The 26,315-nt window shown below is 59.2% G+C and carries 18 protein-coding genes and 1 pseudogene; 17 read left to right on the top strand and 2 right to left on the bottom strand.

Annotated features, from left to right (window positions below; translation table 11 throughout):
• The first annotated feature begins 100 nt into the window (after positions 1-100).
• The 3 genes from ACYZTS_RS19740 to ACYZTS_RS19730 all read left to right on the top strand — a co-directional run bounded on the left by ACYZTS_RS19740 (position 101) and on the right by ACYZTS_RS19730 (position 2,280).
• On the top strand, positions 101-664 hold the full coding sequence (locus ACYZTS_RS19740) for a TetR/AcrR family transcriptional regulator (protein ID WP_461991435.1): 564 nt from the start codon (positions 101-103) through the stop codon (positions 662-664).
• Positions 665-711: 47 nt separating this feature from the next.
• Entirely contained in the window at positions 712-1,188 is a 477-nt protein-coding gene (locus ACYZTS_RS19735; protein ID WP_461991433.1) for a nuclear transport factor 2 family protein, read from the top strand.
• Between the two features lie 312 nt (positions 1,189-1,500).
• Entirely contained in the window at positions 1,501-2,280 is a 780-nt protein-coding gene (locus ACYZTS_RS19730; protein ID WP_028621095.1) for a TSUP family transporter, read from the top strand.
• Here ACYZTS_RS19730 and nudC read toward each other — a convergent pair.
• Complete coding sequence (nudC, locus tag ACYZTS_RS19725; protein ID WP_461991431.1) at positions 2,248-3,078, bottom strand: NAD(+) diphosphatase; 831 nt, start codon at positions 3,076-3,078, stop codon at positions 2,248-2,250. The genes ACYZTS_RS19730 and nudC overlap by 33 nt on opposite strands.
• Positions 3,079-3,084: 6 nt before the next feature.
• Positions 3,085-3,897 (bottom strand): crotonase/enoyl-CoA hydratase family protein, encoded by an 813-nt coding sequence (locus ACYZTS_RS19720; RefSeq protein ID WP_461991429.1) that lies wholly within the window; start codon positions 3,895-3,897, stop codon positions 3,085-3,087.
• Between the two features lie 591 nt (positions 3,898-4,488).
• On the opposite strand from ACYZTS_RS19720, the gene glgA reads away from it, so the two are divergent.
• The 14 genes and pseudogenes from glgA (at position 4,489) to ACYZTS_RS19650 (ending at position 26,221) form a co-directional block, all read left to right on the top strand.
• Positions 4,489-6,075, top strand: coding sequence for a glycogen synthase GlgA (gene glgA, locus ACYZTS_RS19715; RefSeq protein ID WP_461991427.1), 1,587 nt, complete (start codon positions 4,489-4,491; stop codon positions 6,073-6,075).
• 12 nt (positions 6,076-6,087) lie between these two features.
• A complete protein-coding gene (gene treZ, locus ACYZTS_RS19710) occupies positions 6,088-7,881 on the top strand; it encodes a malto-oligosyltrehalose trehalohydrolase (protein ID WP_461991425.1) in 1,794 nt (597 codons plus the stop codon).
• Positions 7,878-9,956 carry a 4-alpha-glucanotransferase gene (malQ, locus tag ACYZTS_RS19705; RefSeq protein WP_461991423.1) on the top strand — a complete coding sequence of 693 codons (2,079 nt, stop codon included), beginning with the start codon at positions 7,878-7,880 and terminating at the stop codon, positions 9,954-9,956. Before treZ ends, malQ begins: the two co-directional genes overlap by 4 nt.
• Positions 9,953-12,718 carry a malto-oligosyltrehalose synthase gene (locus ACYZTS_RS19700; RefSeq protein WP_461991421.1) on the top strand — a complete coding sequence of 922 codons (2,766 nt, stop codon included), beginning with the start codon at positions 9,953-9,955 and terminating at the stop codon, positions 12,716-12,718. The genes malQ and ACYZTS_RS19700 overlap by 4 nt, the downstream gene beginning before the upstream one ends.
• 21 nt (positions 12,719-12,739) lie before the next feature.
• Complete coding sequence (locus ACYZTS_RS19695) at positions 12,740-13,072, top strand: DUF2934 domain-containing protein (RefSeq protein WP_461991419.1); 333 nt, start codon at positions 12,740-12,742, stop codon at positions 13,070-13,072.
• Between the two features lie 124 nt (positions 13,073-13,196).
• On the top strand, positions 13,197-15,356 hold the full coding sequence (glgX, locus tag ACYZTS_RS19690; protein ID WP_461991417.1) for a glycogen debranching protein GlgX: 2,160 nt from the start codon (positions 13,197-13,199) through the stop codon (positions 15,354-15,356).
• Position 15,357: 1 nt separating this feature from the next.
• Entirely contained in the window at positions 15,358-16,347 is a 990-nt protein-coding gene (locus ACYZTS_RS19685) for an acyl-CoA dehydrogenase family protein (protein WP_461991415.1), read from the top strand.
• A pseudogene (locus tag ACYZTS_RS19680) lies at positions 16,344-17,101 on the top strand (PIG-L deacetylase family protein). The gene ACYZTS_RS19685 and the pseudogene ACYZTS_RS19680 overlap by 4 nt, the downstream one beginning before the upstream one ends.
• A complete protein-coding gene (locus ACYZTS_RS19675) occupies positions 17,098-17,697 on the top strand; it encodes an SAM-dependent methyltransferase (RefSeq protein ID WP_461991413.1) in 600 nt (199 codons plus the stop codon). Before ACYZTS_RS19680 ends, ACYZTS_RS19675 begins: the two are co-directional and overlap by 4 nt.
• The gene (locus ACYZTS_RS19670) at positions 17,694-18,353 is read left to right on the top strand and encodes a glycosyltransferase family 2 protein (protein WP_461991411.1); all 660 of its coding nucleotides are present in this window, start codon (positions 17,694-17,696) and stop codon (positions 18,351-18,353) included. Before ACYZTS_RS19675 ends, ACYZTS_RS19670 begins: the two co-directional genes overlap by 4 nt.
• Before the next feature lie 121 nt (positions 18,354-18,474).
• Complete coding sequence (locus ACYZTS_RS19665) at positions 18,475-19,233, top strand: PIG-L deacetylase family protein (RefSeq protein WP_461991410.1); 759 nt, start codon at positions 18,475-18,477, stop codon at positions 19,231-19,233.
• Positions 19,234-19,527: 294 nt separating this feature from the next.
• Positions 19,528-20,328: an endonuclease/exonuclease/phosphatase family protein gene (locus ACYZTS_RS19660; protein WP_461991408.1), complete on the top strand. Its 801-nt coding sequence runs from the start codon at positions 19,528-19,530 to the stop codon at positions 20,326-20,328.
• 240 nt (positions 20,329-20,568) lie between these two features.
• Complete coding sequence (locus ACYZTS_RS19655) at positions 20,569-23,175, top strand: autotransporter family protein (protein ID WP_461991407.1); 2,607 nt, start codon at positions 20,569-20,571, stop codon at positions 23,173-23,175.
• Positions 23,176-23,371: 196 nt separating this feature from the next.
• A complete protein-coding gene (locus ACYZTS_RS19650) occupies positions 23,372-26,221 on the top strand; it encodes an RHS repeat-associated core domain-containing protein (protein WP_461991405.1) in 2,850 nt (949 codons plus the stop codon).
• Positions 26,222-26,315: the final 94 nt, after the last annotated feature.

Raw genomic sequence — 26,315 nt, 5'->3', positions numbered from 1 at the left:
GTGCCCTGATCTTCTCCGAGCCGCCTGCCGGCGGAGGCATTTCATCAGCCATTATAAATATGACCTTGACCATGTAGAACGGTCGTTCTACTGTAAGCGCATGAACGAACTCACCAACAATCAAACCCGCGATATCATTCTGGATGTCACTGAGAAGCTGATCTATAAAAGTGGCATTGCGGCCACCGGCATGGATCTGCTGGTGAAAACTGCCGGCGTCTCGAGGAAAAGCATTTACCGCTACTTCACCAACAAGGAGGCGTTGACCGTTGCCGCCCTGCAACGCCGCGATGTGCGCTGGATGCACTGGTACCGAACGGAGGTGAACAAGGCAGAAACCCCTGCCGAACGTTTGCTCAACCTGTTTACCGTGTTGAAGACCTGGTTTGCCTCGGAAGGTTTTCGGGGCTGCGCGTTCATCAATACCAGCGGCGAAACCGGCGATCCGCACGACCCGGTCCGCCTGGTGGCCAAAGAGCATAAACAAAAGCTGCTCGACTATGTGTGCGAGCTGTGTACCGAGCATGGGGTTGCTGAACCTCTGACAGTCGCCAGGCAGTTGCTGATCCTGATTGACGGCGCCATCACCGTGGCATTGATCATGGGTGATCACGGCACCGCTGATGATGCACAAAATGTCGCGCGAAAGTTGTTGAACCTGTAACTCGTTGATAACTGATTACATCGTTAACTTGATAGGGAGACATTGATATGTCCAGTGCAGAAGTTCGTCCGCCGTTGCCGCCCTTCACTCGTGAAACTGCGATTGAAAAAATCCGCCTCGCCGAAGACGGCTGGAACTCCCGCGACCCTGAACGGGTTTCGCTGGCCTATACGCTGGACACGCAATGGCGTAACCGGGAGGAATTCGCGCATAACCGTGAGGAAGCGAAGAACTTCCTGACGCGCAAATGGGCCAAGGAACTGGACTATCGCCTGATCAAGGAGCTTTGGGCTTTTACGGATAACCGCATCGCCGTACGTTATGCCTATGAATGGCACGACGATTCGGGCAACTGGTTTCGCTCGTATGGCAATGAGAACTGGGAATTTGACGAAAACGGGCTGATGGCCAATCGGTTTGCCTGCATTAATGACATGCCGATCAAGGAAAGCGATCGCAAGTTCCACTGGCCACTGGGCCGTCGTCCGGATGACCATGCGGGTCTGTCGGAGTTGGGGTTGTAATCACCGCTTAACCCACAGGAGCCGAGCCCGAATATAAAAATCTGCAACTGGCCGAGAATTCTGTGGGAGCCGGGCTTGCCCGCGATGGCGGTGTGTCATTCAACTCAGACTTTGACTGAGCCACCGCCATCGCGAGCAAGCTTCGCTGCTACAGGATGCGTGTGAAATGCAAAATCTGCGGCTGGCCCAAAACCTGTGGGAGCCGGGCTTGCCCGCGATGGCGCCTGAGTAGTCGCCGCCCAATGTGGATATAGGTAAGATACCCGCCCTCCCCGCAGCTCAAATCTGCACCCCGCCGAATAAGTCGATTCCATGCCATTCGAACTCAGCGTTGACCTCACTACCCTGGCCATTCTGGCCGTCGTTGCCTTTATTGCCGGTTTCATCGACGCCATTGCTGGCGGCGGCGGCTTGTTGACCACGCCAGCGCTGTTGACCGCAGGTCTGCCGCCGCACCTGGTGTTGGGCACCAACAAGCTCAGTTCGACCTTCGGTTCGGCCACCGCCAGTTTCACCTTCTACCGGCGCAAGCTGTTCCATCCCCGACAGTGGATGCACGCGATCGTCGGCACGCTGATCGGCGCACTGACCGGCGCCGTGGTCGCGCACTACCTGCCCGCCGAATGGCTGAACAAGATGCTCCCGGTGATCGTATTCGGTTGCGGCCTCTACCTGCTGTTCGGCGGCACACCCAAAGCACCTCTGGACAGCGACGCTCCGATCAAGAAGAAATGGCAATCAACCCAAGGCTTCACCCTTGGTTTTTACGACGGTGTGGCCGGCCCCGGTACCGGCGCGTTCTGGACGGTGAGCAGCATGCTCATGTACCCGATCGATCTGGTCAAAGCCAGCGGTGTCGCGCGCAGCATGAACTTCGTCAGCAACATCGCGGCGCTGTCGGTGTTTATCTTCTCGGGTCAGGTGGACTGGATCATCGGCCTGAGCATGGGCCTGTCGGTGATGGTCGGCGCGTTCTTCGGCGCGCGCACCGCCATCAGTGGCGGCGCGAAGTTCATCCGGCCGGTATTCATCACCGTGGTGCTGGGCCTGACCGTGCGGTTAGCCTGGCAGCACTGGTTCAGCGTGGCCTGACCGGCGCGCCACGTAGGCATCAATCAGGTAACGTGCAATCGAGCGCGACGCCGGCAACGGTGGCAGCTCATGCACGTTGAACCACTGGGCATCCTCGATTTCGTCTTCCTGACAGACGATTTCGCCCCCGGCATATTCAGCGTGAAAACCCAGCATCATCGAATGCGGAAACGGCCAGCACTGACTGCCCATGTACTGAATATTCTTCACCTCGATCCGCACTTCTTCGCGGACCTCACGAATCAGACAGTCCTCGGCGGATTCTCCTGGCTCGGCGAAACCCGCCAGCGTGCTGTAAACCCCCGTGACAAAACGTGGTGAACGCGCCAGCAGAATCTCATCGCCGCGGGTAATCAGCACAATCATGCTCGGCGAAATCCGCGGGTAGTAACGCAGATCACAAGGCTGACAATACATGGCCCGCTCACGCGGGACTTGATGCGTGGCCTGCCCGCAGTTTCCGCAGAAGCGATGTTCACGGGCCCAAGTGCCGATCTGCGCGGCATAGCCGAGCACCTTGAACAGCGTGTGATCGCCTTCGAGCATGAACGCCCGCAGCCCTTTCCAGTTGCACCCCGCTACCTCGCTGGAACTGCGCAGTTCCAGCAGGTAAACCGGCTCGCCATCCAGATGGCCGATGCCATGTTCGGCCAGCATCGACACATCCTGACGCTTGAGCCATTCACGCGGAAACAGCGCGCCATTGTCATCGAACAGAAAACCATCGGGGCTGCGCGCAACGGCCCAGCCGCCGGGTTGATCGGTGTCCAGTACTGCGGTGGTCCAGCGTGAAGTCATGGTCTATCAATCCAGAAATTCGGGTTTCTGTTTGCTCATGTGGGCGGCCATGGCCACGCGCAGATCATTGGATTGCAGCATGGCGGCGTTCCAGGTGGCAACGTATTCGAGACCGTCGTCGATGCGATGGTCGCGCATGTAACCGATCATCTCTTTGGTGCCGCTGATGGCGATCGGCGACTTGCCGGCGATCTCGCGGGCAATGCCCATCACACCCTCAAGCAGGCTGGCCGTGTCGCTGTAGACGCGGTTAACCAGGCCAATCTCGCGTGCTTCCTCAGCGCCGAAGGTGCGCCCGGTGTAAGCCAGTTCACGCAGCATGCCGTCCCCGATGATCCGCGGCAAGCGTTGCAGGGTACCGACGTCGGCAGCCATGCCGATGTCGATTTCCTTGATCGAGAATTGCGCATCCCCGGCAGCGTAGCGCATATCACAGGCGGCGATCAGATCGATCGCCCCACCCAGGCAATAGCCTTGAATCGCCGCCAATACCGGTTTGCGGCAACTGTCCACGGCATTGAAAGAAGCTTGCAGCGCCAGAATCTTGCGCCGAAGCAGCCGTGCGTTGCGACCGACGTCCTTGCCCATTTCATTGGCCACACCGGCGAGCATCATCAGGTCGATGCCGGAGGAGAAATGTTTGCCGGCACCGCTCAGCACCACAACGCGGACTTCGTCGGTGTCATCGATCCATTGGAAGATCTCGATGATCTCACTCCAGAAGGCCGCATTCATCGAGTTGATCTTTTCCGGCCGGTTGATCTGCACATGGGCGATCTTATCGGCCAGTTCGACGGTGAACGCAGTGTATTCAGACATGGCAGTGATCCTTTACCGGACAAAAACGAGGTCAGGACTATACCAAGGACCGGCGATGACCAGTAAGGCAGCGCTTCGGCCAAACACAGGACTTAATGTTGCTTCATGTTGGTGCGAAAAGCTCAAACCGACGTGCACCTTTACATGACTAATGAGTCACTTTTTAGCTCGCAGGAAAAATTAAACCGCCCTTCGTCGGTGCGATCGCGACCGTATCCGGCACGTCCGTACCGCTTTGAACCGATTGTCGAACAATTTTGCCATCTGCACCGCAGCGCTCTATGTTCTGGCCTAGACTGATTTTCGGGGCGTTAAACCGGTCAGCCACAAAGCACGAAAATAATCGAAACTTTTGCTGTTCGTGGCCGGTCCTCTTAATGGTAGGCGGGTTGCACTGGTGCAATCCTTGCAACCTTCACTTCAGCCATTCTGCTTCAGCGCATGGTTAGCGTTTGCTCACTTTGCGTAGCGCGATTGCGCCTCCTGCTTGCGCTTAGCGCTTGTGCCTCGCGCTTGCGCCCGGCCACAGGAATTGGCCTTTGGACCATTGCTCGCCAGACCAGAATTAGATCAATAACACGGGAGATTCAAATGATCAGTGCGGCTTTAGACATTCAGGGAGAACGTGCTCATCAGCAGGTCGGCGAATCGAGCGCTTTGAGCGTAACCAGCAACATCCCGGTGATCGTTCCGGGTGTGCGGACGCTCACACCGACGCCGAGCCAGAATCCGAATCGAAAGAAAGTCTTGTTTGTCACCTCGGAAATCGCCGACCTGGTGAAAACCGGGGGCCTGGGCGACGTCTCCGCAGCGCTGCCCCGCGCCATGGCGCATCTGCATGATGTGCGCGTGCTGATTCCCGGTTATCCGCAAGTGCTGAACAGCGAGAATCCGATTCACATCATCGGTGAGCTGGGTGGCCATGCCGCACTGCCGCCGTGCAAGATCGGGCGTATGGACATGCCGGACGGTCTGGTCATTTACGTGTTGATGTGCCCTGAGCTGTACGAGCGCGAGGGTTCGCCTTACGGCGCCAATAACGGTCGCGACTGGCCGGACAACCATATTCGTTTCGCCCGCCTCGGTCTGGCTGCGGCGGACATTGCTGCCAACCTCGCGCAGATTCACTGGTGCCCGGACTTGGTGCACGCGCATGACTGGCCGGCGGGCCTGGCGCCTGCATATATGCACTGGCGCGGGCAGCGTACGCCAACGCTGTTTACCATCCACAACCTCGCCTATCAGGGCGTGATCGGCCTGGGCTCCTGCCCGGAGCTCGGCATTCCTGCGCACGCTTTGCAGCAGGAAGGCATGGAGTTCTACGGCAAGATGTCGTACCTCAAGGCCGGCATGGCCTACTCGAGCCACATCACCACCGTCAGCGCGACCTACGCCCAGGAAATCACCACGCCGGACTTCGGCTGCGGCCTCGACGGCTTTCTTGCCGCCAAGACCCAGCAAGGCCTGCTCAGTGGCATCCCTAACGGCATCGATGAAAGCTGGGATGCGGCGACCGACGCCCACTTGTTCCGCCCGTTCCAGATTGGCGATTGGGAAGGCAAAGCCGTCAATGCCGCGCATGTCCGCGACCTTTTCGGTCTGGAAGAGTCCAAAGGCCCTTTGTTTGCCGTGGTTTCCCGACTGGTCTACCAGAAAGGTCTGGACCTGACCGAAGGCGTCACTGAATACATCGTCAAGTCCGGTGGCCAGATCGCAATCATCGGTCGTGGCGAACCGGAAGAAGAACAGGCCATGCGTGAGCTGGCCCTGCGTTTCCCAGGGCAGGTCGGCGTGCGCATCGGCTTCAACGAAACCGATGCACGGCGCATGTTTGCCGGCAGCGATTTCCTGCTGATGCCATCTCGTTACGAGCCTTGCGGCTTGAGCCAGATGTACGCGCAACGCTTCGGCTCATTGCCGGTTGCACGCAACACTGGCGGACTGGCCGACACCATTGAAAATGGCGTGACCGGTTTTCTGTTCGACGAATCCACGGTAGAGAGCTACCAGGAAGCGTTGAGCCGGGCCTTCAAGGTGTTCGCTTACCCCGATTTGCTCAACGCCATGCGCTGCCGCGCGATGGCCGCTCCGTTCAACTGGAGCAAAGCCGTTGAACCCTATGCCGAACTTTATGAACAACTCGTCACTAAAGCGCTCGGTAAATCGCACAGACAGTAAGAGGTTTTACAAATGCCGTTACGGACCCAAGAGACCTGGCCCCACGGCGCAATAATGCTGGACGCTGAACACACGCGTTTTGCCTTGTGGGCGCCGGACGCGGTTTCTGTCAGCGTTGAATTGCAGGATGGACAATCCTTGCCACTGTTGCCTCAGGCCAATGGCTGGTACATGAACGAGGCGCGGTGCTCGGCCGGCACGCGATACCGCTACAAGATCGACAGTGAACTGGAGGTGCCTGATCCGGCCTCCCGTGCCCAGGACGGCGATATCGACCGCCACAGCATTGTGGTTGATCCCCTCGCCTATTCCTGGCAACACCGCGACTGGCAGGGACGGCCATGGAACGAAGCGGTGATCTACGAGTTGCACGTCGGTGCTCTCGGCGGCTACAGCGAAGTTGAAAAGCAGTTGGCCCGCCTCGCCGAATTAGGCGTGACCGCCATCGAGCTGATGCCCATTGCGCAATTCCCCGGTGACCGCAACTGGGGCTACGACGGGGTTCTGCCTTATGCGCCCCAGGCCTCGTATGGCACACCCGAGCAACTCAAGCACCTGATTGACACCGCCCACGGTCATGGTCTGGCGGTGCTGCTTGATGTGGTTTACAACCATTTCGGCCCCGACGGCAATTATCTGCATCGTTACGCCAAGGGTTTCTTCAACGAGGACAAGCACACCCCGTGGGGCGCAGCGATCGATTTCCAGCGGCGCGAAGTGCGCGACTTCTTTATCGACAACGCGCTGATGTGGTTGATGGAATATCGCTTCGACGGCTTGCGTTTCGACGCTGTGCACGCGATTAAAAGCCCGGATTTTCTGCAAGAGCTGGCGCAACGAGTGCGCGAGCAGATCGATCCGGCACGACAGGTTTGGCTTACCGTCGAGAACGAACACAACCAGGCCAGCCTGTTGCAGGAACGTTTTGACGCACAGTGGAACGACGACGGCCATAACGCCTTGCACGTATTGCTGACAGGTGAGACTGACGCTTATTACGCCGACTATGCCGACGACACCACCGAAAAGCTGGCGCGTTGCCTGAGCCAGGGCTTCGTGTTTCAAGGCCATACCAATCGTCACGGCGAAGCTCGCGGTGAACCCAGTGGACATCTGCCCACCAGCGCGTTCGTGCTATTCCTGCAGAACCACGACCAGGTCGGCAATCGCGCCTTTGGCGAACGTCTGCCGCAACTGGCTCACCCGGATGCCTTGAAAGCTGCGACCGCGCTGCTGTTGCTGTCGCCGATGATCCCGCTGATGTTTATGGGCGATGAGTTCGCCGCAGAGCAACCCTTCCTGTTTTTCACCAGTCACCACGGTGAACTGGCAGAACTGGTCCGTGAAGGTCGACGCAACGAATTCTCGGCTTTCAGTGCCTTTGCCGATCCGGAAAAGCGCGAGCGAATCCCCGATCCGAATGCTCGGGAGACGTTCGAGGCATCGCGGCCTGACCTGCGTGAGCGCTCATCGGAGATCCACGACCTCTACCGGCAATTGCTGCAACTGCGCCGCGAACACATCGTGCCGCATCTGACCGATGCAGAGGCCCTCGGCGCCGACGTGCTGGGCAAGGGCGCGGTGTCTGCACGCTGGCGCCTGACCAATGGCAGCGAGCTGCGAATCGACCTGAACCTCAGCGATACGCCAGTGGTCCACTCCCCACAGGCCGAGGCTTTGCGGGTGTTCGAACATCCGCCGCAGGCGTTCGGCCTACTGGATCAGGGCACGCTTGCCCCGTATTGCGCGCTAGTCAGCCTCACGGCCGCGGCCCCTTTGCTACCCCTGGATGGAGAGCGCCAATGAGTGATGCGCAACTGGAAATACTCGCCAGCCGAGCTGGCCTGGCCGTTGACTGGATTGATGCCAACGGTCGCCAACAGAAAGTCGCTCCAGCAGTATTACGCAACGTTTTGACCGGGCTCGGCCACCCTGCGAGCACGGCCATGGAAATCGACGCCAGCTTGCTCGAATTGCAAGCCGTGCAGCAGACCCGGCATCTACCGCCGTTGCTGACCGCTGATGTCGGTGTCGGCCTTGATCTGTCTCGGTATTTCGCGCCACAGACCCCTTGTGAAATCCATCTTGAGGACGGTTCACGGATCGACCTGAGGCTGGACACGGAAGCGTTTCTGCCAGGCCTGATCCCGGTCGGGTATCAGAGCGTGCGCATCGACGACCAGGAGTTCACGCTGGCGGTGGCCCCGGAGCGTTGCTACAGCGTGGGCGACGCGGTGGAAAATCCGTTGCCCCGCGCCTGGGGTCTGAGCGTTCAGCTGTACTCGTTGCGTCGTCCCGGCGATGGCGGTTTTGGCGACACCCAGGCACTGGAAAATCTTGCCCGAGTGGCCGGTGAACGCGGTGCCGAGGCGCTGGCGATCAGCCCGATGCACGCGATGTTCAGCAGCGATACCCATCGCTACAGCCCGTACTCGCCGTCCAGTCGCCTGTTCCTCAACAGCCTGTACGCCGCACCGGGCGCAATCCTGGGCGAGCGGGCGCTGCGCACCGCGATTGACGCGACCGGGCTTGCCGCGCAACTCAAGGAACTCGAAGCACTGCCCTTGATTGACTGGCCGGTTGCCGCCGAAGCCAAGCATCGACTGCTGCAAGCGTTGTACGAAGGATTTGTTCAGGGTGAACACCCGCTGCATGCGGACTTCAGCAGTTTTCGTCATGCCGGTGGTGAAGCGGTGGAGAATCACTGCCGTTTCGAAGCTGTGCAAGAGGCCCGTGCCGCCAAGGGTGAAAGCCTGGACTGGCGTGAGTGGCCCGAGCAATGGCGTGATCCGCGCAGCAACGCACTCGCCGAGTTTGCTGAAGAAAACGCCGGACGCATCGGCTTCTTTGCGTTCTGCCAATGGCTGATTACCCGCTGCCTGGAGCGTGCGCAAACCGCTGCCCGCAGCAGCGGCATGAGCATCGGCCTGATCGCCGATCTGGCGGTGGGTGCAGACGGTGGCGGCAGCCAGGCCTGGAGTCGTCAGGATGAGCTGCTCGCCGCACTGACGGTGGGCGCGCCACCGGACATTCTCAATCGCAGCGGCCAAGGCTGGGGCATCTCCGCGTTTTCTCCGGAAGGCCTGGTGCGTAACGGTTTCCGTGCATTCATCGAGATGCTGCGGGCCAACTTCGCGCACGCCGGTGGCTTGCGCATCGATCACGTCATGGGCCTGCAACGGCTGTGGGTGATTCCCAACGGTGCGCCGCCCGCTGACGGTGCGTACCTGTATTACCCGATCGACGACATGCTTCGTCTGCTCGCACTGGAATCCCATCGTCATCAGGCGATTGTCCTCGGCGAAGACCTCGGCACCGTGCCGGACGGCCTGCAGGAAAAGCTGATCGCCCGTTCGATTCTGGGCATGCGCGTGATGTTGTTCGAGCAAGACAATGCGCATTTCAAAGGTACGCTCGACTGGTCGGACAACGCGTTGGCGACCACCAGCACCCACGACCTGCCGACCATCAATGGCTGGTGGCACGGTCACGATATTGACTGGAATGCCCGGTTGGGAATGGTCGATGCGCAAGGTGAGATCGAATGGCGCCAGCATCGCGAACGCGAGCGTGAAGGCCTGCGTCGAGTGTTGGCGGAAGACCCGCAGAATTTCCGCGAAGAGTCCCATGAGACTGATCAGGTACTCGACGCAACCATCCGTTTTCTGGGCCACACGCCCGCACCGCTGGTGCTGCTGCCGCTGGAAGATGCCTTGGGTGTCGAACAGCAGGCCAACCTGCCCGGCACCACTAACGAACACCCCAACTGGTCGCGTCGCCTGCCCGGCGACAGCGAAAACCTACTGGATGACCCGGACGCCGCACGGCGCCTGGAATTGCTCGCCTGTGCGCGACTTCAAGCAGCTGAGCGTGACCGATGAATCAAGCACTTGTTAAACCGCTGCGGGCGACTTTGCGCCTGCAATTTCACAAAGATTTCACCCTGGATCAAGCGGTGCCACTGGTGCCGTATTTCGCCAGCCTGGGCATCAGCCACATTTACGCGTCTCCCCTGCTCGCCGCCCGTGCAGGCTCAATGCACGGGTATGACGTGGTCGACCCGACCCGGGTCAATCCGGAGCTGGGCGGTGAAGCGGCATTGCACCGACTGGTCGCCGCCCTGCGCGAACAGAACATGGGGCTGATCCTCGACATCGTGTCCAACCACATGGCGGTGGGCGGTGGCGATAACCCGTGGTGGCAAGACTTGCTGGAATGGGGACGCCTGAGCCCTTATGGCGAGTTCTTCGACATCCAGTGGCATTCCCCCGACCCATTGATGGAAGGCCAGCTGCTGCTGCCGTTTCTGGGCAGCGACTACGGTGTCGCCTTGCAGGACGGTACGTTGCATCTGCGCTTCGACGCCGAGCGCGGAGCGTTTTATGTCGAGCATTACGACCACCACTTTCCGATCTGCCCGATGAATTACGGCGAGCTGTTGCGCGTCGACAAAGGACCGCTTAATTCCCTTGCGGAGCGGTTCAGCGCCCTCAATTTTCTAAGCGACGCCCACAACCTGGCGATGCCGTTGAAGGAAGAGCTGCGCGAACTGGCGAGCGATCCGGCAATTCTCCAGCTCATCGAGCAATCCCTCGGCGCTTACGATTCGCTCAAGCCTGAAGGTTTCGAGCGTCTGCACGCCTTGCTCGAACGGCAAAGCTACCGCCTCGCCAGTTGGCGCACGGCGGGTGACGATATCAACTGGCGGCGTTTCTTCGATGTCAACGAACTGGGGGGGTTGCGCGTAGAACGCCCGGCCGTGTTCGAAGCGACTCACGCCAAGATATTCGAACTGGTTGCCGCAGGCCTGATCGACGGCTTGCGCATCGACCATATCGATGGCCTCGCTGACCCGCGCGGTTACTGCCGCAAGTTGCGTCGTCGCGTCGATAGCCTGTGCCCGGATCGACACTTGCCGATTTATGTGGAAAAAATTCTCGGCGAAGGCGAAACCCTGCACCGCGACTGGTCGGTGGATGGCACCACCGGTTATGAATTCATGAACCAGGTGTCGCTGCTGCAACACGACCCGGCCGGTGCCGAAATTCTCGGCGATTTGTGGAGCAGCATCAGCCAGCGTCCTGCGCATTTCCTGCAGGAAGCGCATCTGGCGCGCCAGCAGATTCTCAACGGCTCGCTCGCCGGTGACTTTGAAAGTGTCGCTCAGGCCTTGCTGCAAGTGGCCCGCGACGACCTGATGACCCGCGACCTGACACTGGGCGCAATCCGTCGGGCGCTGCAGGAATTGATTGTGCACTTTCCGGTGTATCGCACTTACATCAGCCCTCGCGGACGTTCAGCCGAAGACGATGTGTTCTTCCAGCAAGCCATGGACGGCGCCCGGCAAACGCTCGGTGAAGCTGACTGGCCGGTGCTCGATTGCCTGGCGCGCTGGCTCGGTGGTGAGCCCTGGCGTAAGCGGCCTGTGGGTCGCTCGCGCAAAATCCTTAAACATGCCTGCGTGCGCTTCCAGCAATTGACTTCGCCAGCGGCGGCGAAGGCAGTGGAAGACACGGCGTTTTATCGCTCCGCAGTGTTGCTCTCGCGCAACGATGTCGGCTTCAGCACGGAACAGTTCAGTGCACCGGTAGCCGATTTCCATGCGGCTTGCCTCAATCGCTTGCAGGAATTCCCGGACAACCTGCTCGCCACCGCGACCCATGACCACAAGCGCGGCGAAGATACCCGCGCCCGGTTGGCGGTATTGAGCGAACGCAGTGCCTGGTATGCCGAGCAGGTACCGCTGTGGCAGGGCCTCGCCCGCCCATTGCGCGACGACGAGCAAATGCCCTCGCCCGGTGACGAGCTGTTTCTGTATCAGGCGCTGCTTGGCAGTTGGCCGCTAGACTTGCGCAGCGACGATCATGCGGCGCTAAAGGCCTACAATGAGCGCGTTTGGCAGTGGCAACAGAAAGCCTTGCGTGAGGCCAAGTTGCAAAGCAGCTGGAGCGCGCCTAACGACGCTTACGAGCAAGCCGCGCAGCAATTTTTGCAACGCCTGCTGCTGAGCCCTGATGGTGAGCCGCTGCGCACTGCCCTCGGCAAGGCTGCCAACGCCCTCGCCGCCCCCGGTGCCCTGAATGGGTTGGCGCAAACCTTGCTGCGCATGACCGTGCCGGGCATTCCGGATTTGTATCAGGGCAACGAGTATTGGGATTTTTCGCTGGTTGATCCGGACAACCGCCGTCCGGTGGATTACGCCACTCGCCAGCAAACCGTGCCGCCCGCTACGCAGCTGCCAGAGCTGGTCAGCCATTGGCGGGACGGGCGGATCAAGCAGACCCTGATCCAGCGCACCCTGCAGTTGCGCGCCGAGCATGCCGAGCTGTTTAGACATGGCAGCTATGAAGCGCTGGAAGTGGTCGGCAGCCAGGCGCATCGGGTGCTCGCTTTCGCTCGATCGCTGGAAGGCAAAACCGCCATCGTCATCGTACCGATCCGTTGCGCCGAGTTGCTGGAAGACAGTGCCGAGCCACAGATCGACGCGCGGCAATGGGGCGATACACGGGTGCAGTTACCGTTCGCGGTCTCCGGTGAAAATCTGAAGGGACTTTTCAGTAGCGCCGCAGTCACAGAACACAGAGAGCTGGCCGTGAGCGCAGCGCTGGGGAGTTTCCCCGTCAACGTCTTTATCAAAGTTTGAGTTGAGTTCAGGAGCAATGCGATGAGTACTGACGATAAACGCGTTCGAGAATTTGCTTATCAAATCTGGGAGTCGGAAGGCAAACCCGAGGGCCAGGAAGCCCGCCATTGGGAAATGGCTCGCAAACTGGCTGAAGCTGAAGCGCTGGCTCCGAGCAAATCGCCTAAGGCTGCCGGCAGTAAGTCAGCCGGCAAAGCGCCGGTGAAAAAGGCTGACAGTAAAGTGGCTGATAGCAAGGGTGCTGAACCAAAAGCCAAGGCCAAGAAGCCAGCAGCGGCCTCTTCCGTGGTTCCGCCCGGCGAAAAAGCGGCAGATAAAAAGCCCCGCGCAGCGCGTAAACCGCCCGCTGTCTGACGCGCTCACCCTTTTGTCCTGAATGACTCGTGGCGAGTGCGCTCGCCACCGAGGCTTCGCTCGCCCTCGAAAAAACCTAGAGCCACGCACGCCGCGTATGTCCCCCCTATTTGCAGGAGCATCTATGAGCAGTCCCGATAAATCCGCCCCAGAAGTCAATGCCGAGCCATCGAGAGTTCGTGAAGGTCTGCCGTTTCCGCTAGGCGCAACCTGGGACGGTCTGGGGGTCAACTTCGCATTGTTTTCCGCCAACGCCACCAAAGTTGAGCTGTGCATTTTCGATGACACCGGCGAAGTAGAACTCGAGCGCATCGAGTTGCCGGAATACACCGACGAGATCTACCACGGCTACCTGCCCGATGCGCATCCGGGCATGATCTACGGCTATCGCGTCTACGGTCCGTACGACCCGGCGAACGGCCATCGCTTCAACCACAACAAACTGTTGATCGACCCGTACGCCAAGCAATTGGTGGGGGAACTCAAATGGTCCGAGGCGCTGTTCGGCTACACCATCGGTCACCCTGACGCCGACCTCAGTTTCGACGAGCGCGACAGTGCACCGTTTGTGCCCAAGTGCAAAGTGATCGACCCGGCTCACACCTGGGGCAATGATCAGCGCGTCAGCGTGCCGTGGGACAAGACGATCATTTATGAAACCCATTTGCGCGGCATCAGCATGCGCCACCCTTCCGTCCCCGAAAACGTCCGCGGTACGTGTGCCGGGCTGATGGTCGATGACGTGCTGGAACACATCCGCAAGCTTGGCGTGTCGTCGGTTGAGTTGCTGCCCATCCACGCGTTCGTCAATGACCAGCACTTGCTGCATAAAGGCATGACCAACTACTGGGGTTACAACAGCATCGCGTTTTTCGCCCCGGACCCGCGCTACCTGGCCAGCGGCAAGATTGCCGAGTTCAAGGAGATGGTTGCGCACCTGCACGAAGCCAATCTGGAAGTAATTCTCGACGTGGTCTATAACCACACCGCCGAGGGCAACGAACAGGGCCCGACCCTTTCCATGCGCGGCATCGACAACGCCTCTTATTACCGCTTGATGCCGGACGACAAGCGTTACTACATCAACGACTCCGGCACCGGTAACACGCTCGATCTGAGTCACCCGTGCGTGCTGCAAATGGTCACCGATTCGCTGCGCTACTGGGCCACGGAAATGCACGTCGACGGTTTCCGCTTCGACCTGGCGACCATCCTCGGCCGCTACCACGATGGCTTCGACGAGCGTCACAGCTTCCTCGTTGCCTGCCGTCAGGACCCGGTGCTGCGTCAGGTGAAAATGATCGCCGAGCCGTGGGATTGCGGCCCCGGTGGCTATCAGGTCGGTGGCTTCCCACCGGGCTGGGTCGAGTGGAATGACCAGTATCGCGATACCGTTCGCGCGTTCTGGAAAGGTGATGAAGGCCAACTGGCCGATTTCGCCAGTCGCATGACCGCCTCTGGCGAGATGTTCAACCAGCGCGGACGTCGTCCGTATGCGTCGGTGAACTTCATCACCGCCCACGATGGTTTCACCCTCAACGACCTGGTGTCGTACAACGACAAGCACAACGAAGCCAACGACGAAAACAATCAGGACGGCAGCAACAACAACCTGTCCTGGAACCATGGCGTTGAAGGTCCGACCGACGATCCGGAAATCAACGAACTGCGCCAGCGGCAGATGCGCAACTTCTTCGCCACGCTGTTGCTGTCGCAAGGCACGCCGATGCTGTTGGCCGGCGATGAGTTCGCGCGCACTCAGGACGGCAACAACAACGCCTACTGCCAGGACAGCGACATCGGCTGGGTCAATTGGGACCTCAGTGAAGATGGCAAATCGCTGCTCAAGTTCGTCAAGCGTCTGATCAAGCTGCGTCTGACTTACCCGATCCTGCGTCGTGGTCGCTTCCTGGTGGGCAATTACAACGAGGACATCGGCGTCAAGGACGTCACCTGGCTCGCGCCAAGTGGCGACGAGATGTCGATCGAGCAGTGGGAAGATGCGCACGGCAAATGCCTGGGCATGTTGATGGACGGCCGCGCACAGGAAACCGGGATTCGCCGCAAGGGCGCCGACGCGACCCTGCTGCTGGTGGTCAACGCGCACCACGACGTGGTGAATTTCACCCTGCCCGAAGTGCCGGACGGTGGTCACTGGACTTGCATGATCGACACCAACCAGCCGTCGATTCGTGGCCAGGAGCGCTTCGAGTTTGGTCACGAATACTCGGTCACCGGCCGTTCGTTGCTGCTGTTCGAATTGCAGCATGAGGAAGAAGAGTGAAATGGACCTCAACGCATTTCTGCTGCGTTGGTCACCGGATTACCTTGACGCCGATGCGTTAGGGCAATGCCTTCGGGAGATGGTCGAGGCGGGTCTCGATCAGCTCCCGTTACCCGGCAGCGGTCAAACACTGGAACGTTTCCAGCGATTGGCCGAGGTCGGCGGGCATGATCTGGGGCTGTGCAAACTGTACGAAGGTCACACCGATGCGCTGGCGATCATCCAGCAACTCGGTGGCTCACCCACCCCGAGCAGCACGTGGGGCATGTGGGCAGCGGAACCGCCGGAAGCTCGGGTTCGAATCAGTCCGCACGGTCATCTGGTCACACTGAACGGGCGCAAGGCCTGGTGTTCCGGCGCAGCGGTGTTGAGTCATGCCCTGCTGACCGCTTGGGATGATCAGGACCGTCAGCAATTGGTTGCAGTGGCGCTGGATCAACCAGGCGTGACCGTCACCGATCAAGGTTGGCAAGCGGTCGGCATGGGCGCGACGGGCAGTGTCGAAGTGGTGTTTGAAGGCGCCGAAGCGCAAGCCATCGGTCAGCCTGGTGATTACCTGCAACGACCCGGTTTCTGGCAGGGCGGCATCGGCATCGCCGCCTGCTGGTATGGCGCCGCGCAAAGCATTGCCGAACGTCTACGCAGCCATTGTGCGCAACGTCCCGAGCCTCACGCCCTCGCTCACCTCGGCGCCGTCGATTGCGCCTTGCAATCGGCCGCGGCAGTTTTGCGAATCAGCGCACTGACCATTGATGCAGCGCCCCTTGATGATGCGCAACTCTTGGCTCGCCGCGCCCGCGGTGTGGTCGAACAGGCGGCCGAGCAGGTCATTTTCCATGTCGGCCATGCCCTCGGTGCAGGCCCCTATTGCAAGGACCGGCACTTCGCCCGGCTGATCGCCGATCTGCCGGTGTTCCTCCGTCAAAGCCATGCCGAACGAGACCTCGCTGCCCTCGGCGAACAAGTACTGCGCGGAACATGGACGTTATGAAAGCCAATCCAATCGTCGGTCAGGGTACGCCGCTGCATCAATGGCAACGCTCCAGCCAGCTGGCGCAGCTGGCTGAAATCGACATTCTGCAACTGGTGCCTGAAGGCGCGCGTGCGGTGATTATCGCACCGCACCCGGATGACGAAGTGCTCGGCTGTGGTGGTTTTTTGCAAATGCTCGCCACTGCCGGCCGGCGATGCAGCTGATTTCGGTGACCGATGGCAGCGCCAGTCATCCCGGCTCCGCGAGCTGGCCGGTAGAACGCCTGAGCGCAGTGCGCCCGCAGGAATCCGTCGAGGCTTTACGCCGATTGGGTCTGCCGCTGCACAGCCTGAAATGGTTGCGCGGTGGTTTTGCCGACAGTCAGGTCGCAGCACGCGAGATGGAGTTGTGCGATTTCATCGAACGGTATTTGCGCCCGGCTGATGTGGTGTTCACTACGTGGCGCGAAGACGGCCATTGCGATCACGAAGCCGTGGGCCGCGCCAGTGCTGAAGCAGCACAGCGTGTGGGCGCCACGCTGTATGAACTGCCGGTGTGGACCTGGCACTGGGCATCGCCGGAAGATTGCGCGGTGCCTTGGGATCGAGCCCGAAAAATTCTGTTGAGCCCGCATCTGGTCGCGCGCAAGCGCCACGCTATTCACGCCTTCGCCAGCCAACTGGAAGGTGATCCGCAGATTGGCTTGCCGCCGGTGCTGGCGCCCCATGTGGTCGATCGTTTGCTGCAACCGTTCGAGGTGGTGTTTATATGAGTGTCGACGATCGCTATTTCGACGGACTGTTTGCCGGCAACGATGATCCATGGTCGTTCCGCCAGCGCTGGTATGAACAACGCAAACGCGCCATCACCCTGGCCGCCCTGCCTCGACCCCGCTATCGCGCCATTTTCGAGCCCGGTTGCGCCAACGGTGAGCTGAGCGCGGAACTCGCCGGCCGCTGCGATCGCCTGCTGTGCTACGACACTGCAGCGGCAGCGGTCAGCCTGGCGCGTACGCGGCTGAGCCTGTTCGATCATGCCGAAGTACGCCAGGGTCGTTTGCCGCAGGATTGGCCAAACGAGCAATTCGACCTGATTGTATTGAGTGAAGTCGGCTATTACCTCGATGCCGACGATTTGACCCGCTTGATCGAACACGCCGCGCGGTCACTGACGGCCGACGGTCAACTGCTGGCCTGTCATTGGCGCCCACCGATTGATGGCTGCCCACTCAACGCCCGACAGGTGCATGACCAGTTGCACGAGCACCTGCACTTGCCGCGCCTGGTTTTGCATCAGGAAGCTGATTTTTTATTGGAAGTCTGGAGCCGTGAACCACGCTCCGTGGCGGCGCTTGAGGGTTTGCGATGATTGGAGTTCTGATCCCGGCACACAATGAAGAAGCATTGCTTGAAGAATGTCTTCGGGCGGCATTAGTGGCAGCCCGGCACGAGTTATTGAACGGTGAAGATGTTGAAGTGCTGGTGGTGCTGGACAGTTGCACCGATCGCTCGCTGGATATCGTCAACAGTCACCCGGTGCACAGCCTGGTGATCCAGGCGCGTAACGTCGGCGAAGCACGCGCAGCGGGTGCCCGGTATCTGCTGGAACGTGGCGCGCGCTGGATTTCCTGTTCCGATGCCGACAGCCGGGTAGCCCACGATTGGCTGGTGGCGCAACTGGCCCTTGGCACCGACGCGGTGTGCGGCACGGTAACCGTGGATGCCTGGCACGAGTCGTTCGATGAAGCGGCGCAAATTCGTTATCACCAACATTACCAGGCCCGTGAAGGGCATCGGCATATCCACGGCGCCAATCTGGGCATCAGCGCCGAGGCCTACCGGCGGGCTGGCGGATTTAAGCCTCTGGCCTGTCATGAAGACGTGCATCTGGTGCGGCAGCTCGAACGCTGCGGTGCGACGATTGCCTGGAGTCACCGGCCACAGGTGCTGACCAGCGCACGGCTGGACGCGCGGGCTCGCGGCGGTTTCGGTGATTATCTGCGGGGGATGCTGCAAGTCGGCTGAAAAACGAAACAGGTAGAACATTAGGGCGACGAATTGCCTTACTTGAGCAATACTCTGCTCGCCGCAATCCAGGGTTTGGAGCACGGCACTTCGCAATCAATTGATACAAGGACGTAGCCCCATGAAACCTGTCTCCAGCAATGACGCCAGCCTCTCGCCACAAATCTGGAACCACGCGGCTCAACTCGACAACATTCCTGTGATCAGCACCCGCAGCCTTGTTTCTCCAGGTGCACGTGCGGTGGTCATCGCGCCCCATCCGGGTGATGAAGTGGTGACGTGCGGGGGGCTGCTGCAATTGCTCAGCGCGCTGGGCCATCCCTTGCAACTCATCTCTATCACCGACGGCAGTGCCAGTCACCCGGGCTCACGCCAGTGGTCGGAAAAACGCCTCAGCGTGTTCCGCCCGCAGGAAAGCGTCGAAGCTCTGCGTCGGCTCGGCCTGCCGATGCACAGCTTGAAGTGGATTCGCGGCGGGTTTACCGACAATGCCTTGAACGAGCGGGAAGATGAGTTGACGCAATTTATCGCCCGCTACCTGCGTCCCGACGATGTGGTGTTCACTACCTGGTCCGGCGACGGCAATTGCGACCACGAGGCTGTAGGGCGTGCCGCCGCTCTGGCCGCTGCCTCAGTAGGGGCAATTTGCAATGAAGTGCCTGTCTGGGCGTGGCACTGGGCAGCCCGCGATCAAGCGCAGATTCCCTGGCATCGCGCCCGAAAGCTGCGCCTGGACACCTGGACGGTGGCCCGCAAAAGCCACGCGACCCACGCTTACGCCACGCAGCTCGACGGCGAACCCGCCATCGGCATTGCCCCGCTAATTCCGCCAGTGCTGCTGGAGCGCATGCGCTTGCCGTATGAAATCGTTTTTGTCTGATGCAACCCCTGTAACGCATATACCACCTGTAGCAGCTGCCGAGCCTGCGAGGCTGCGTCCGGCTCAGGCACGTTCGGACGCAGAAGCCCTGAACCGGCTGACGCAATGTGCCTGGCACCGGGAGTCGCCTGGTGCCGCGAGTCCTTCGGCTTCGGACGCAGCCTCGCAGGCTCGGCAGCCGCTACAGGGGTGGGCGCCGCTGCGGGAGGTTCGCGGCGTCACGACGAATCACGCTGAACTGCTCGCCCGCGGATCAGTCGCATGCATAAGCAAGCCTGATCCAGAGGAGTGAACGTGACCAGTGATTCCAAGCCGCAAGCCATCGAACCCCTAGCGTTGGACGCGCAACCGGCGATTCATCGACTCAAGGTGCTGACGGTCAACACTCATAAAGGGTTCACCGCGTTCAATCGCCGCTTCATCCTCCCGGAACTGCGCGAGGCAGTGCGCAGCACTTCGGCGGACCTGGTGTTTCTGCAGGAAGTGGTCGGCGAACATGAACGTCATTCCAACCGCTTCAATGAGTGGCCGCAGACCTCGCAATACGAATTCCTCGCCGACAGTATGTGGAGCGACTTCGCCTACGGTCGCAATGCCGTTTACCCCGATGGTCATCACGGCAACGCACTGCTGTCGAAATATCCCATTCGTGAATACCGCAACCTAGATGTCTCCATCACCGGCCCCGAGCGTCGTGGGCTTCTGCATTGCGTTCTGGACGTACCGGGGCACGCCGAAGTTCATGCGATCTGCGTGCACTTGAGCCTGTTGGAGAGCCATCGCCAGTTGCAGCTTCAGCTGTTGTGCCAACTGCTCGAATCGCTGCCCGATGATGCGCCGGTGATTATCGCTGGCGATTTCAATGACTGGCAGCTGCAAGGCAACGCCACCCTCGCCCGCCGCAATTACTTGCATGAAGCGTTCGAGCGCCACCACGGCCGTCCGGCGAAAACGTACCCGGCACGTTTCCCCTTGTTACGCCTGGACCGGATTTACCTGCGCAACGCCAGCAGCCACAACCCGCGGATATTGGGCAATAAACCATGGACGCATTTGTCGGACCATTTGCCCTTGGCGGTTGAAGTTCATCTATGAGCAGATCTCACCAGATGAGCTACTGTCATTTCTGTCAGTAGGTTTGCTGGATCTCTATAGCTACGGTGAGTTGTTCTCGTAAGTTTTATACATGGACGCGTGACTCACCGTAGCCGATTGCCGAAATCTCCCTTTCGGGTAGTTAGTTATCCGTAGCTGTCTCGCAAATCGTGCTGACGAACACCCCGATGCCACTCAGTAAGCGTCAGGTATGGACGGCACTCACTTGCGGAGACAAGCATGATCTTTTTGCCAACCCGGCCCGACTATCGCTGCAGCGCCTGCGCTGTTTCCATTTGGTTGTGCACCGCTTGGGCGCAACCGGCACAGGCGGCCTGCACGCTGGTCCCCACCGCCGGTAACGACAATTACGTGTGCGACAGCGCCAGTAGCGGCGCGCTGACCGATCTGCTGGGCAACAACAGCCTGACTTTTCCTGCCAAGGGCTCCGGCGTAATCACCGGTAACGTGGTTTTGGGCGGCGGCAGCGACACGTTCAGCATGAACTCCGGAACAGTGATTGGCGCACTGGCTCAAGGTGACGGCGCTGATACATTCACCATCACCTCCGGCCAGATTACCGGGGCAGTCAGCCAGGGCAATGGCATCGACAATTTCTTCATGAGCGGCGGTGTTATTCTATCCCTTGCCCAAGGCGACGGCCGCGACACTTTCCTGATGACCGGGGGCACCATCACAGGTGCTTTTGAAGATGGCGACATCGCGACGATGACCAACGGTACGATCGGCCGGGTTGACATGAAACTCGACAACAACCGGTTCGACCTCTCGGGCGGTCAGATCATCGGCAACCTGGTGGCCGGGTTCGGCACTGACACCATCATCGTTTCCGGTGGCCGCATTGGCGGCAATGTGTCTGTCAGCGGCGGCAACGACAGCATCACGCTGACAGGTGGCGAAATCGCTGGTGAAATTCGCGCGAGTGCGGGCGATGACACGTTTGTCTGGGGCAACGGTGGCACGGTTCTCTCGGCGATTCTGCTGGAGGCCGGCAACGACAGCGCGACGTTGCGCAATCTGACCGAAACTACACTTGCACGGACGCCGAGTATCAACGGCGGTACGGGCAACGACGTTTTGACTTTCGACACCTCCTCCTCGGCGGGCGCCGCGCGTTATGTCAACTGGGAAACAGTCAATCTGAACAGCGGCTCCAACTTCGATCTCGACGGCGTTTTCCAGATGGGCGACAACGTTAGCGGCACAGGCGTGTTCAACATTGATGGCAGCAGCACCATGACCTCTGCTCAGGGCAGCATCAGCGCCTTCACCGCAGGCCAACTGGCAACTCTGAACAACGCCGGCACCATTGATCTCACCACAGGCAATTTGCGCACCGATGACACGCTGACGGTACAGGGCAACTACGTGGGCAACGGAGGCAAACTGCTGCTGCAAAGCGTGCTGGGTGACGACAGCTCACCGAGCGACAAGCTGGTGGTGAATAACGGCACGTTGACCGGCAATACCGTGATTACAGTAGAGAACCTGGGCGGCGCCGGCGGGTTGACGCTACAAAACGGCATCCAGCTGGTTGACGCGCAAGGCACGACGGTCAGCAACAACACGGCCTTCGCGCTCAATGGTGGCCTCATTTCCGCAGGTGCATTCGATTATCGTCTGTTCAAAGGCGGCGTTACTGAGGGCAGCCAAAACAGCTGGTACCTGCGTTCGGCGGTTGTTGCTCCGGCAGTAACGACTATTCCCAATCCGGACCCAACATTACCGCCGATCACGGTACCGGTGGTACCCGTGCCGGTTGCCGCCCTCGCCCCGCCACCGCCCGCGCCTGAACCAGGCAGTCCCGAGCCGCCACGGCCAGTATCTCTCCCCCCGCTACCCGAGGCTGTACCCGGTGCCGCACCGATTGCGCTGTATCGCCCGGAAGTCCCCAATTGGTCAGTGCTGCCCCCTGCCGCTGCCCAATTGACGCTGATGGCGCTCGGTACTTTCCATGATCGCCAGGGCGATCAACGCCTGCTCACCGAAACCGGGGCATTCGGCGCGGGCTGGGGCCGGGCCTACGGCAAGGACCTCGACCAGACATGGTCCGGTACGGTGACGCCTAAATTCGACGGTTCAATCAAAGGCTTTCAGGTTGGCAATGATATTTATGGGTCACAAACCCCAGGAGGGCAAACCCAGCGCACCGGTTTTTTTGTAGGTCATACTGAAATGAAAGGCCAAGTCGACGGCTTCAACGAGGGTTTTGAAGACAAGCGCGCAGGCAAGATCGATCTACGAGGCGATCATGTCGGCTTGTACTGGACGCTAGTGGGTGGCGGCGGCTGGTATTTCGATAACGTAATCATGGCGACCCGCTTTGATGGTGAAAACCGCTCCGAACGCGGCCTTAAACTCGACACCCGGGGTCACGGGCTGACGCTGTCCAGCGAAGCGGGTTATCCATTTGCCCTGACTGCCAAATGGGTGGTTGAGCCCCAGGTGCAAATCATCCACCAAAAAATCTCTTTGGACAGCCAGAACGACGGGATTTCCGGAGTCGCATTCGATTCCGACGGCGCATGGACCGGTCGCTTGGGCGCACGGCTCAAAGGCAGCTACCAGATCAGTGACCGTCCGTTCGAACCCTACCTGCGGGTCAACCTGTGGCGCACCTTGTCGGGCACTGACACGGTGACGTTCGACAATGTCGACGAAGTGACTACTGAGCAGAAATCCTCATCCGCTGACATCGGCATAGGCATGAACCTGAGCATTGCTAAAGACATCAGCGTTTACTCCAACCTCGACTACACCAGCAATATTGACAGCCAGCAGATGCGCGGCATTTTCGGCAGTATGGGCGTGAGAATTAGTTGGTAACCATCACGTACCGGCTCAACGCATTACGGTAGACACGCCGCATGCCGGATCTGGCAACGCGTCCGCCAGCGAACTGAATTCATGGAGTGGGCGGGTCGGAGCGAAAATACCGCGATGACCTGTTATTTCTAACAGTAGGCAGAGACCCGGCGGCCGGGCACTGTGACGGTCTGTCTCTTGACCAAGGCCAGCACGGATGCCAACAGCCGCTTTGTCCTACGCGCATACCGGCACGCCCAGCCTTCAGGTGTCGGATGCGCGTGAATTGATGGTTCGGTCGGTGCAGTTTCATCGACGGGAGCCGCGCGATCCAATTGATACGCAGGTGACTTCGCAGCGGTTCGATGTGGTGGGCCGTCTGCTGGGAAGCCGTGATCCATATCTGTTTGAGCTGGCCAGGACTGATCTGTTGACGCCGTTCAATGTGACGCAGGTGGCGAGCCTGTCCGGGGTTGCGCTGCTGACTGACAGTGTGGACGCCGGTTGGCGGGTTGTGCTGACGGGAAGCTCTGGCCAAATTGTTGAGCGTTGGGACGGGCGTGGCACTCGTTCGTTGACTGAATATGATCAATTGTTGCGACCATTGGCCGTGCGCGAAAGTGGCCCGGATGTCGCAGAGCACACGCTGGAGCGGTTTACCTATGCCGATGCCGGGACGGACGCCATTGCACACAATCTGTGTGGGCAGTTGATGCGCCATGATGACCCGGCGGGCACCGTTCATGTCAGCGACCTGAACATGGCCGGCCAGCTGCTTAAACACTCGCGTCGGTTTTTGCTCCAAACCAATCCTCCAGACTGGCCGATGCTAGCCGTCGATCGAGATGCCCTTCTGGAAACCGTCGACGGCGCGATCACGTCTTACCAGTTTGCTGCGACTGGCGAACTGCTTGAGCAAACCGATGCGCTGCATAACCGCCAGATTCTCGCCTACACCATCGCCGGGCAGTTGAAGCACGCTCGCTTGACCTTGGCCGGCGAAGGCCAGCTCGAGAAATTGCTCGTCAGCGACATTGATTACAACGTCATGGACCACATTCATTCGGAAACCGCTGGCAACGGCGTCATCACCCGCCGCCGTTATGACGAGGCGAACGGCCGCTTGACCGAACTGAGCGCACACAAGGCAAATGGCACGCCGCAGCATGTTTTGAAATACCGATACGACGCCGTGGGTAACGTGCTCAGCATCGAAGACGCTGCGCAGCCTGTTCGTTACTTCAACAACCAACGCATCGAACCGACCAGAACGTATCGCTACGACACGCTTTATCAATTGATCGAAGCCTGTGGTTGTGAAGCCAAAACCGGCCAGAGCGGGCCCGCCCTGCCCGACTATCAAACCTTGCCGACTGACCCCGGGCAGATCGCCAATTACACCCAGACCTATCATTACGATGCCGGCGGCAATTTGCTTGATCTGGTGCACCTCGGTGCTCAGGCCCATGGCCGCACATTGACGCGTGAGCGCTATAGCAACCGCTGTCTACCCGAACGCCAAAACCGGCCTTTGACCGAAGAAGAGTTGGTCAATGGTTTTGACGCGAACGGAAACTTGCTGGAGTTGCAGGCGGGCGAGCCACTGGGCTGGGATCTGCGCAATCAACTGCGCGCCGTGCAGCTCATCGTGCGAAAAAATGGCCAGGCTGATGGTGAGTGCTACATCTACGACGGTGGCGGCCAACGGGTGCGCAAGGTGAATGTGAGCCAAACCGGCACCCGCACTATCACTCGCGAAGTGCGCTACCTGCCAGGCCTGGAAATCCGCACCCATGGCAAGCCGGGTGAAATCCTCCATGTCATCACCGTCAATGCCGGTACAAACAGCGTGCAAGTGCTGCACTGCGTGGCCGGGCGGCCTGATGAAGTGCCGCAGAATCAAATGCGCTACAACCTCAACGATCACCTCGGATCCAGCGCACTGGAGCTGGATGAGACCGCGAACTTAATCAGCCAGGAGTGGTATTACCCGTTTGGCGGAACTGCATACTGGGCAGGTCGAAATGCGATAGAAGCCAGTTACAAAACCGTGTGTTACTCCGGCAAAGAACGCGATGTATCAGGGCTTTATTATTACGGCTTCCGTTATTACGCTCCGTGGGTACAGCGGTGGATAAATCCGGACCCGGCAGGCTACGTAGATGGTATGAACCTGTTTTCAATGGTTGGTAACGGACCAATAACCTACATAGATCCGGACGGACGTGTCAAAAACCACCCTACTCAGAAAGAAATCGATTCATACGCAGAACAACTCAAAGATTTTTCCGATATGCCTGAAGACGCAATAAATGAAGTTATCTCGAACTATTTAAACAAAAAAAACATTGATGCGTCTGTATATTTAGAATACATAAAGGCTGCCGCTGGAATACCCACAAGCGCGAGAACATATCATAGAACACTAACCGAGTCTGAACGAAAAGGAATTCATTTATTCTGGTCTACCAATGCCGGATCCCGTTACATTAATTCAATCACAAGAAACCATCTCCTGGGTAAAGCTGTGCAGGAAAGTCTTACATTATCCGAAGCAGAAAGGGACGCCCGTAAGGAGCTGAGATCCAATCTAGGTGACTCTTCAATTAAGATGACTACAGAAATGAATCAAAAGTGGTTTACTCCTGCAATGGCATTATTGAGAGCACATCAGAATGATCCAAGACGCACTATCAACCTTATGAAGGCAACATTTGTCGAACGAGCACCTGACACCGCGGTTTACCGAGGCGCATTAGTCGACCCCTCCATCACAGAGGGGGACATTGTACAAGCCAGCGGCTTTACAGCTTTTAGCCCTGATGAGAAAACGGCGTCGATGTTTACCAGTCTCGGCCACAAAGACGAGTTCAAAAGTGGAAGAAGCCCGGTTGTCCTGGTGACAGATGGAGGCTATAAATTACTTACCAGCATTACTGAAACAGAAGTCGTATTTTTGCCCACTACGCAGTTTGAAGTAACCGGCGTCTACCGCGGACGGAAAAACACTGGGTTTTTCTTAAAAAAGGTGGATTACAAGGCAGGGCAAAACAAGCATATTATTTAGCGGCTGCATAATATGGGTTCCGGTGAGACAGCGTGTACACGCATTTGCCAAACCACCGCCCAACACCAGGTTATGTCTTACAGTAGGTAGATGA

It is taken from the genome of Pseudomonas sp. TMB3-21 (assembly GCF_054898145.1).
The sequence above is the reverse complement of the archived record's forward strand: the minus strand, read 5'-3'. Positions and strand labels throughout refer to the sequence as shown.

Excerpts from the sequence above, each read along its gene's own strand:
- ACYZTS_RS19740 (WP_461991435.1), top strand. The coding sequence starts at position 101 with ATGAACGAACTCACCAACAATCAAACCCGCGATATCATTCTGGATGTC.
- ACYZTS_RS19735 (WP_461991433.1), top strand. The coding sequence starts at position 712 with ATGTCCAGTGCAGAAGTTCGTCCGCCGTTGCCGCCCTTCACTCGTGAA.
- ACYZTS_RS19730 (WP_028621095.1), top strand. The coding sequence starts at position 1,501 with ATGCCATTCGAACTCAGCGTTGACCTCACTACCCTGGCCATTCTGGCC.
- nudC (WP_461991431.1), bottom strand. The coding sequence starts at position 3,078 with ATGACTTCACGCTGGACCACCGCAGTACTGGACACCGATCAACCCGGC.
- ACYZTS_RS19720 (WP_461991429.1), bottom strand. The coding sequence starts at position 3,897 with ATGTCTGAATACACTGCGTTCACCGTCGAACTGGCCGATAAGATCGCC.
- glgA (WP_461991427.1), top strand. The coding sequence starts at position 4,489 with ATGATCAGTGCGGCTTTAGACATTCAGGGAGAACGTGCTCATCAGCAG.
- treZ (WP_461991425.1), top strand. The coding sequence starts at position 6,088 with ATGCCGTTACGGACCCAAGAGACCTGGCCCCACGGCGCAATAATGCTG.
- malQ (WP_461991423.1), top strand. The coding sequence starts at position 7,878 with ATGAGTGATGCGCAACTGGAAATACTCGCCAGCCGAGCTGGCCTGGCC.
- ACYZTS_RS19700 (WP_461991421.1), top strand. The coding sequence starts at position 9,953 with ATGAATCAAGCACTTGTTAAACCGCTGCGGGCGACTTTGCGCCTGCAA.
- ACYZTS_RS19695 (WP_461991419.1), top strand. The coding sequence starts at position 12,740 with ATGAGTACTGACGATAAACGCGTTCGAGAATTTGCTTATCAAATCTGG.
- glgX (WP_461991417.1), top strand. The coding sequence starts at position 13,197 with ATGAGCAGTCCCGATAAATCCGCCCCAGAAGTCAATGCCGAGCCATCG.
- ACYZTS_RS19685 (WP_461991415.1), top strand. The coding sequence starts at position 15,358 with ATGGACCTCAACGCATTTCTGCTGCGTTGGTCACCGGATTACCTTGAC.
- ACYZTS_RS19675 (WP_461991413.1), top strand. The coding sequence starts at position 17,098 with ATGAGTGTCGACGATCGCTATTTCGACGGACTGTTTGCCGGCAACGAT.
- ACYZTS_RS19670 (WP_461991411.1), top strand. The coding sequence starts at position 17,694 with ATGATTGGAGTTCTGATCCCGGCACACAATGAAGAAGCATTGCTTGAA.
- ACYZTS_RS19665 (WP_461991410.1), top strand. The coding sequence starts at position 18,475 with ATGAAACCTGTCTCCAGCAATGACGCCAGCCTCTCGCCACAAATCTGG.
- ACYZTS_RS19655 (WP_461991407.1), top strand. The coding sequence starts at position 20,569 with ATGATCTTTTTGCCAACCCGGCCCGACTATCGCTGCAGCGCCTGCGCT.
- ACYZTS_RS19650 (WP_461991405.1), top strand. The coding sequence starts at position 23,372 with ATGCCAACAGCCGCTTTGTCCTACGCGCATACCGGCACGCCCAGCCTT.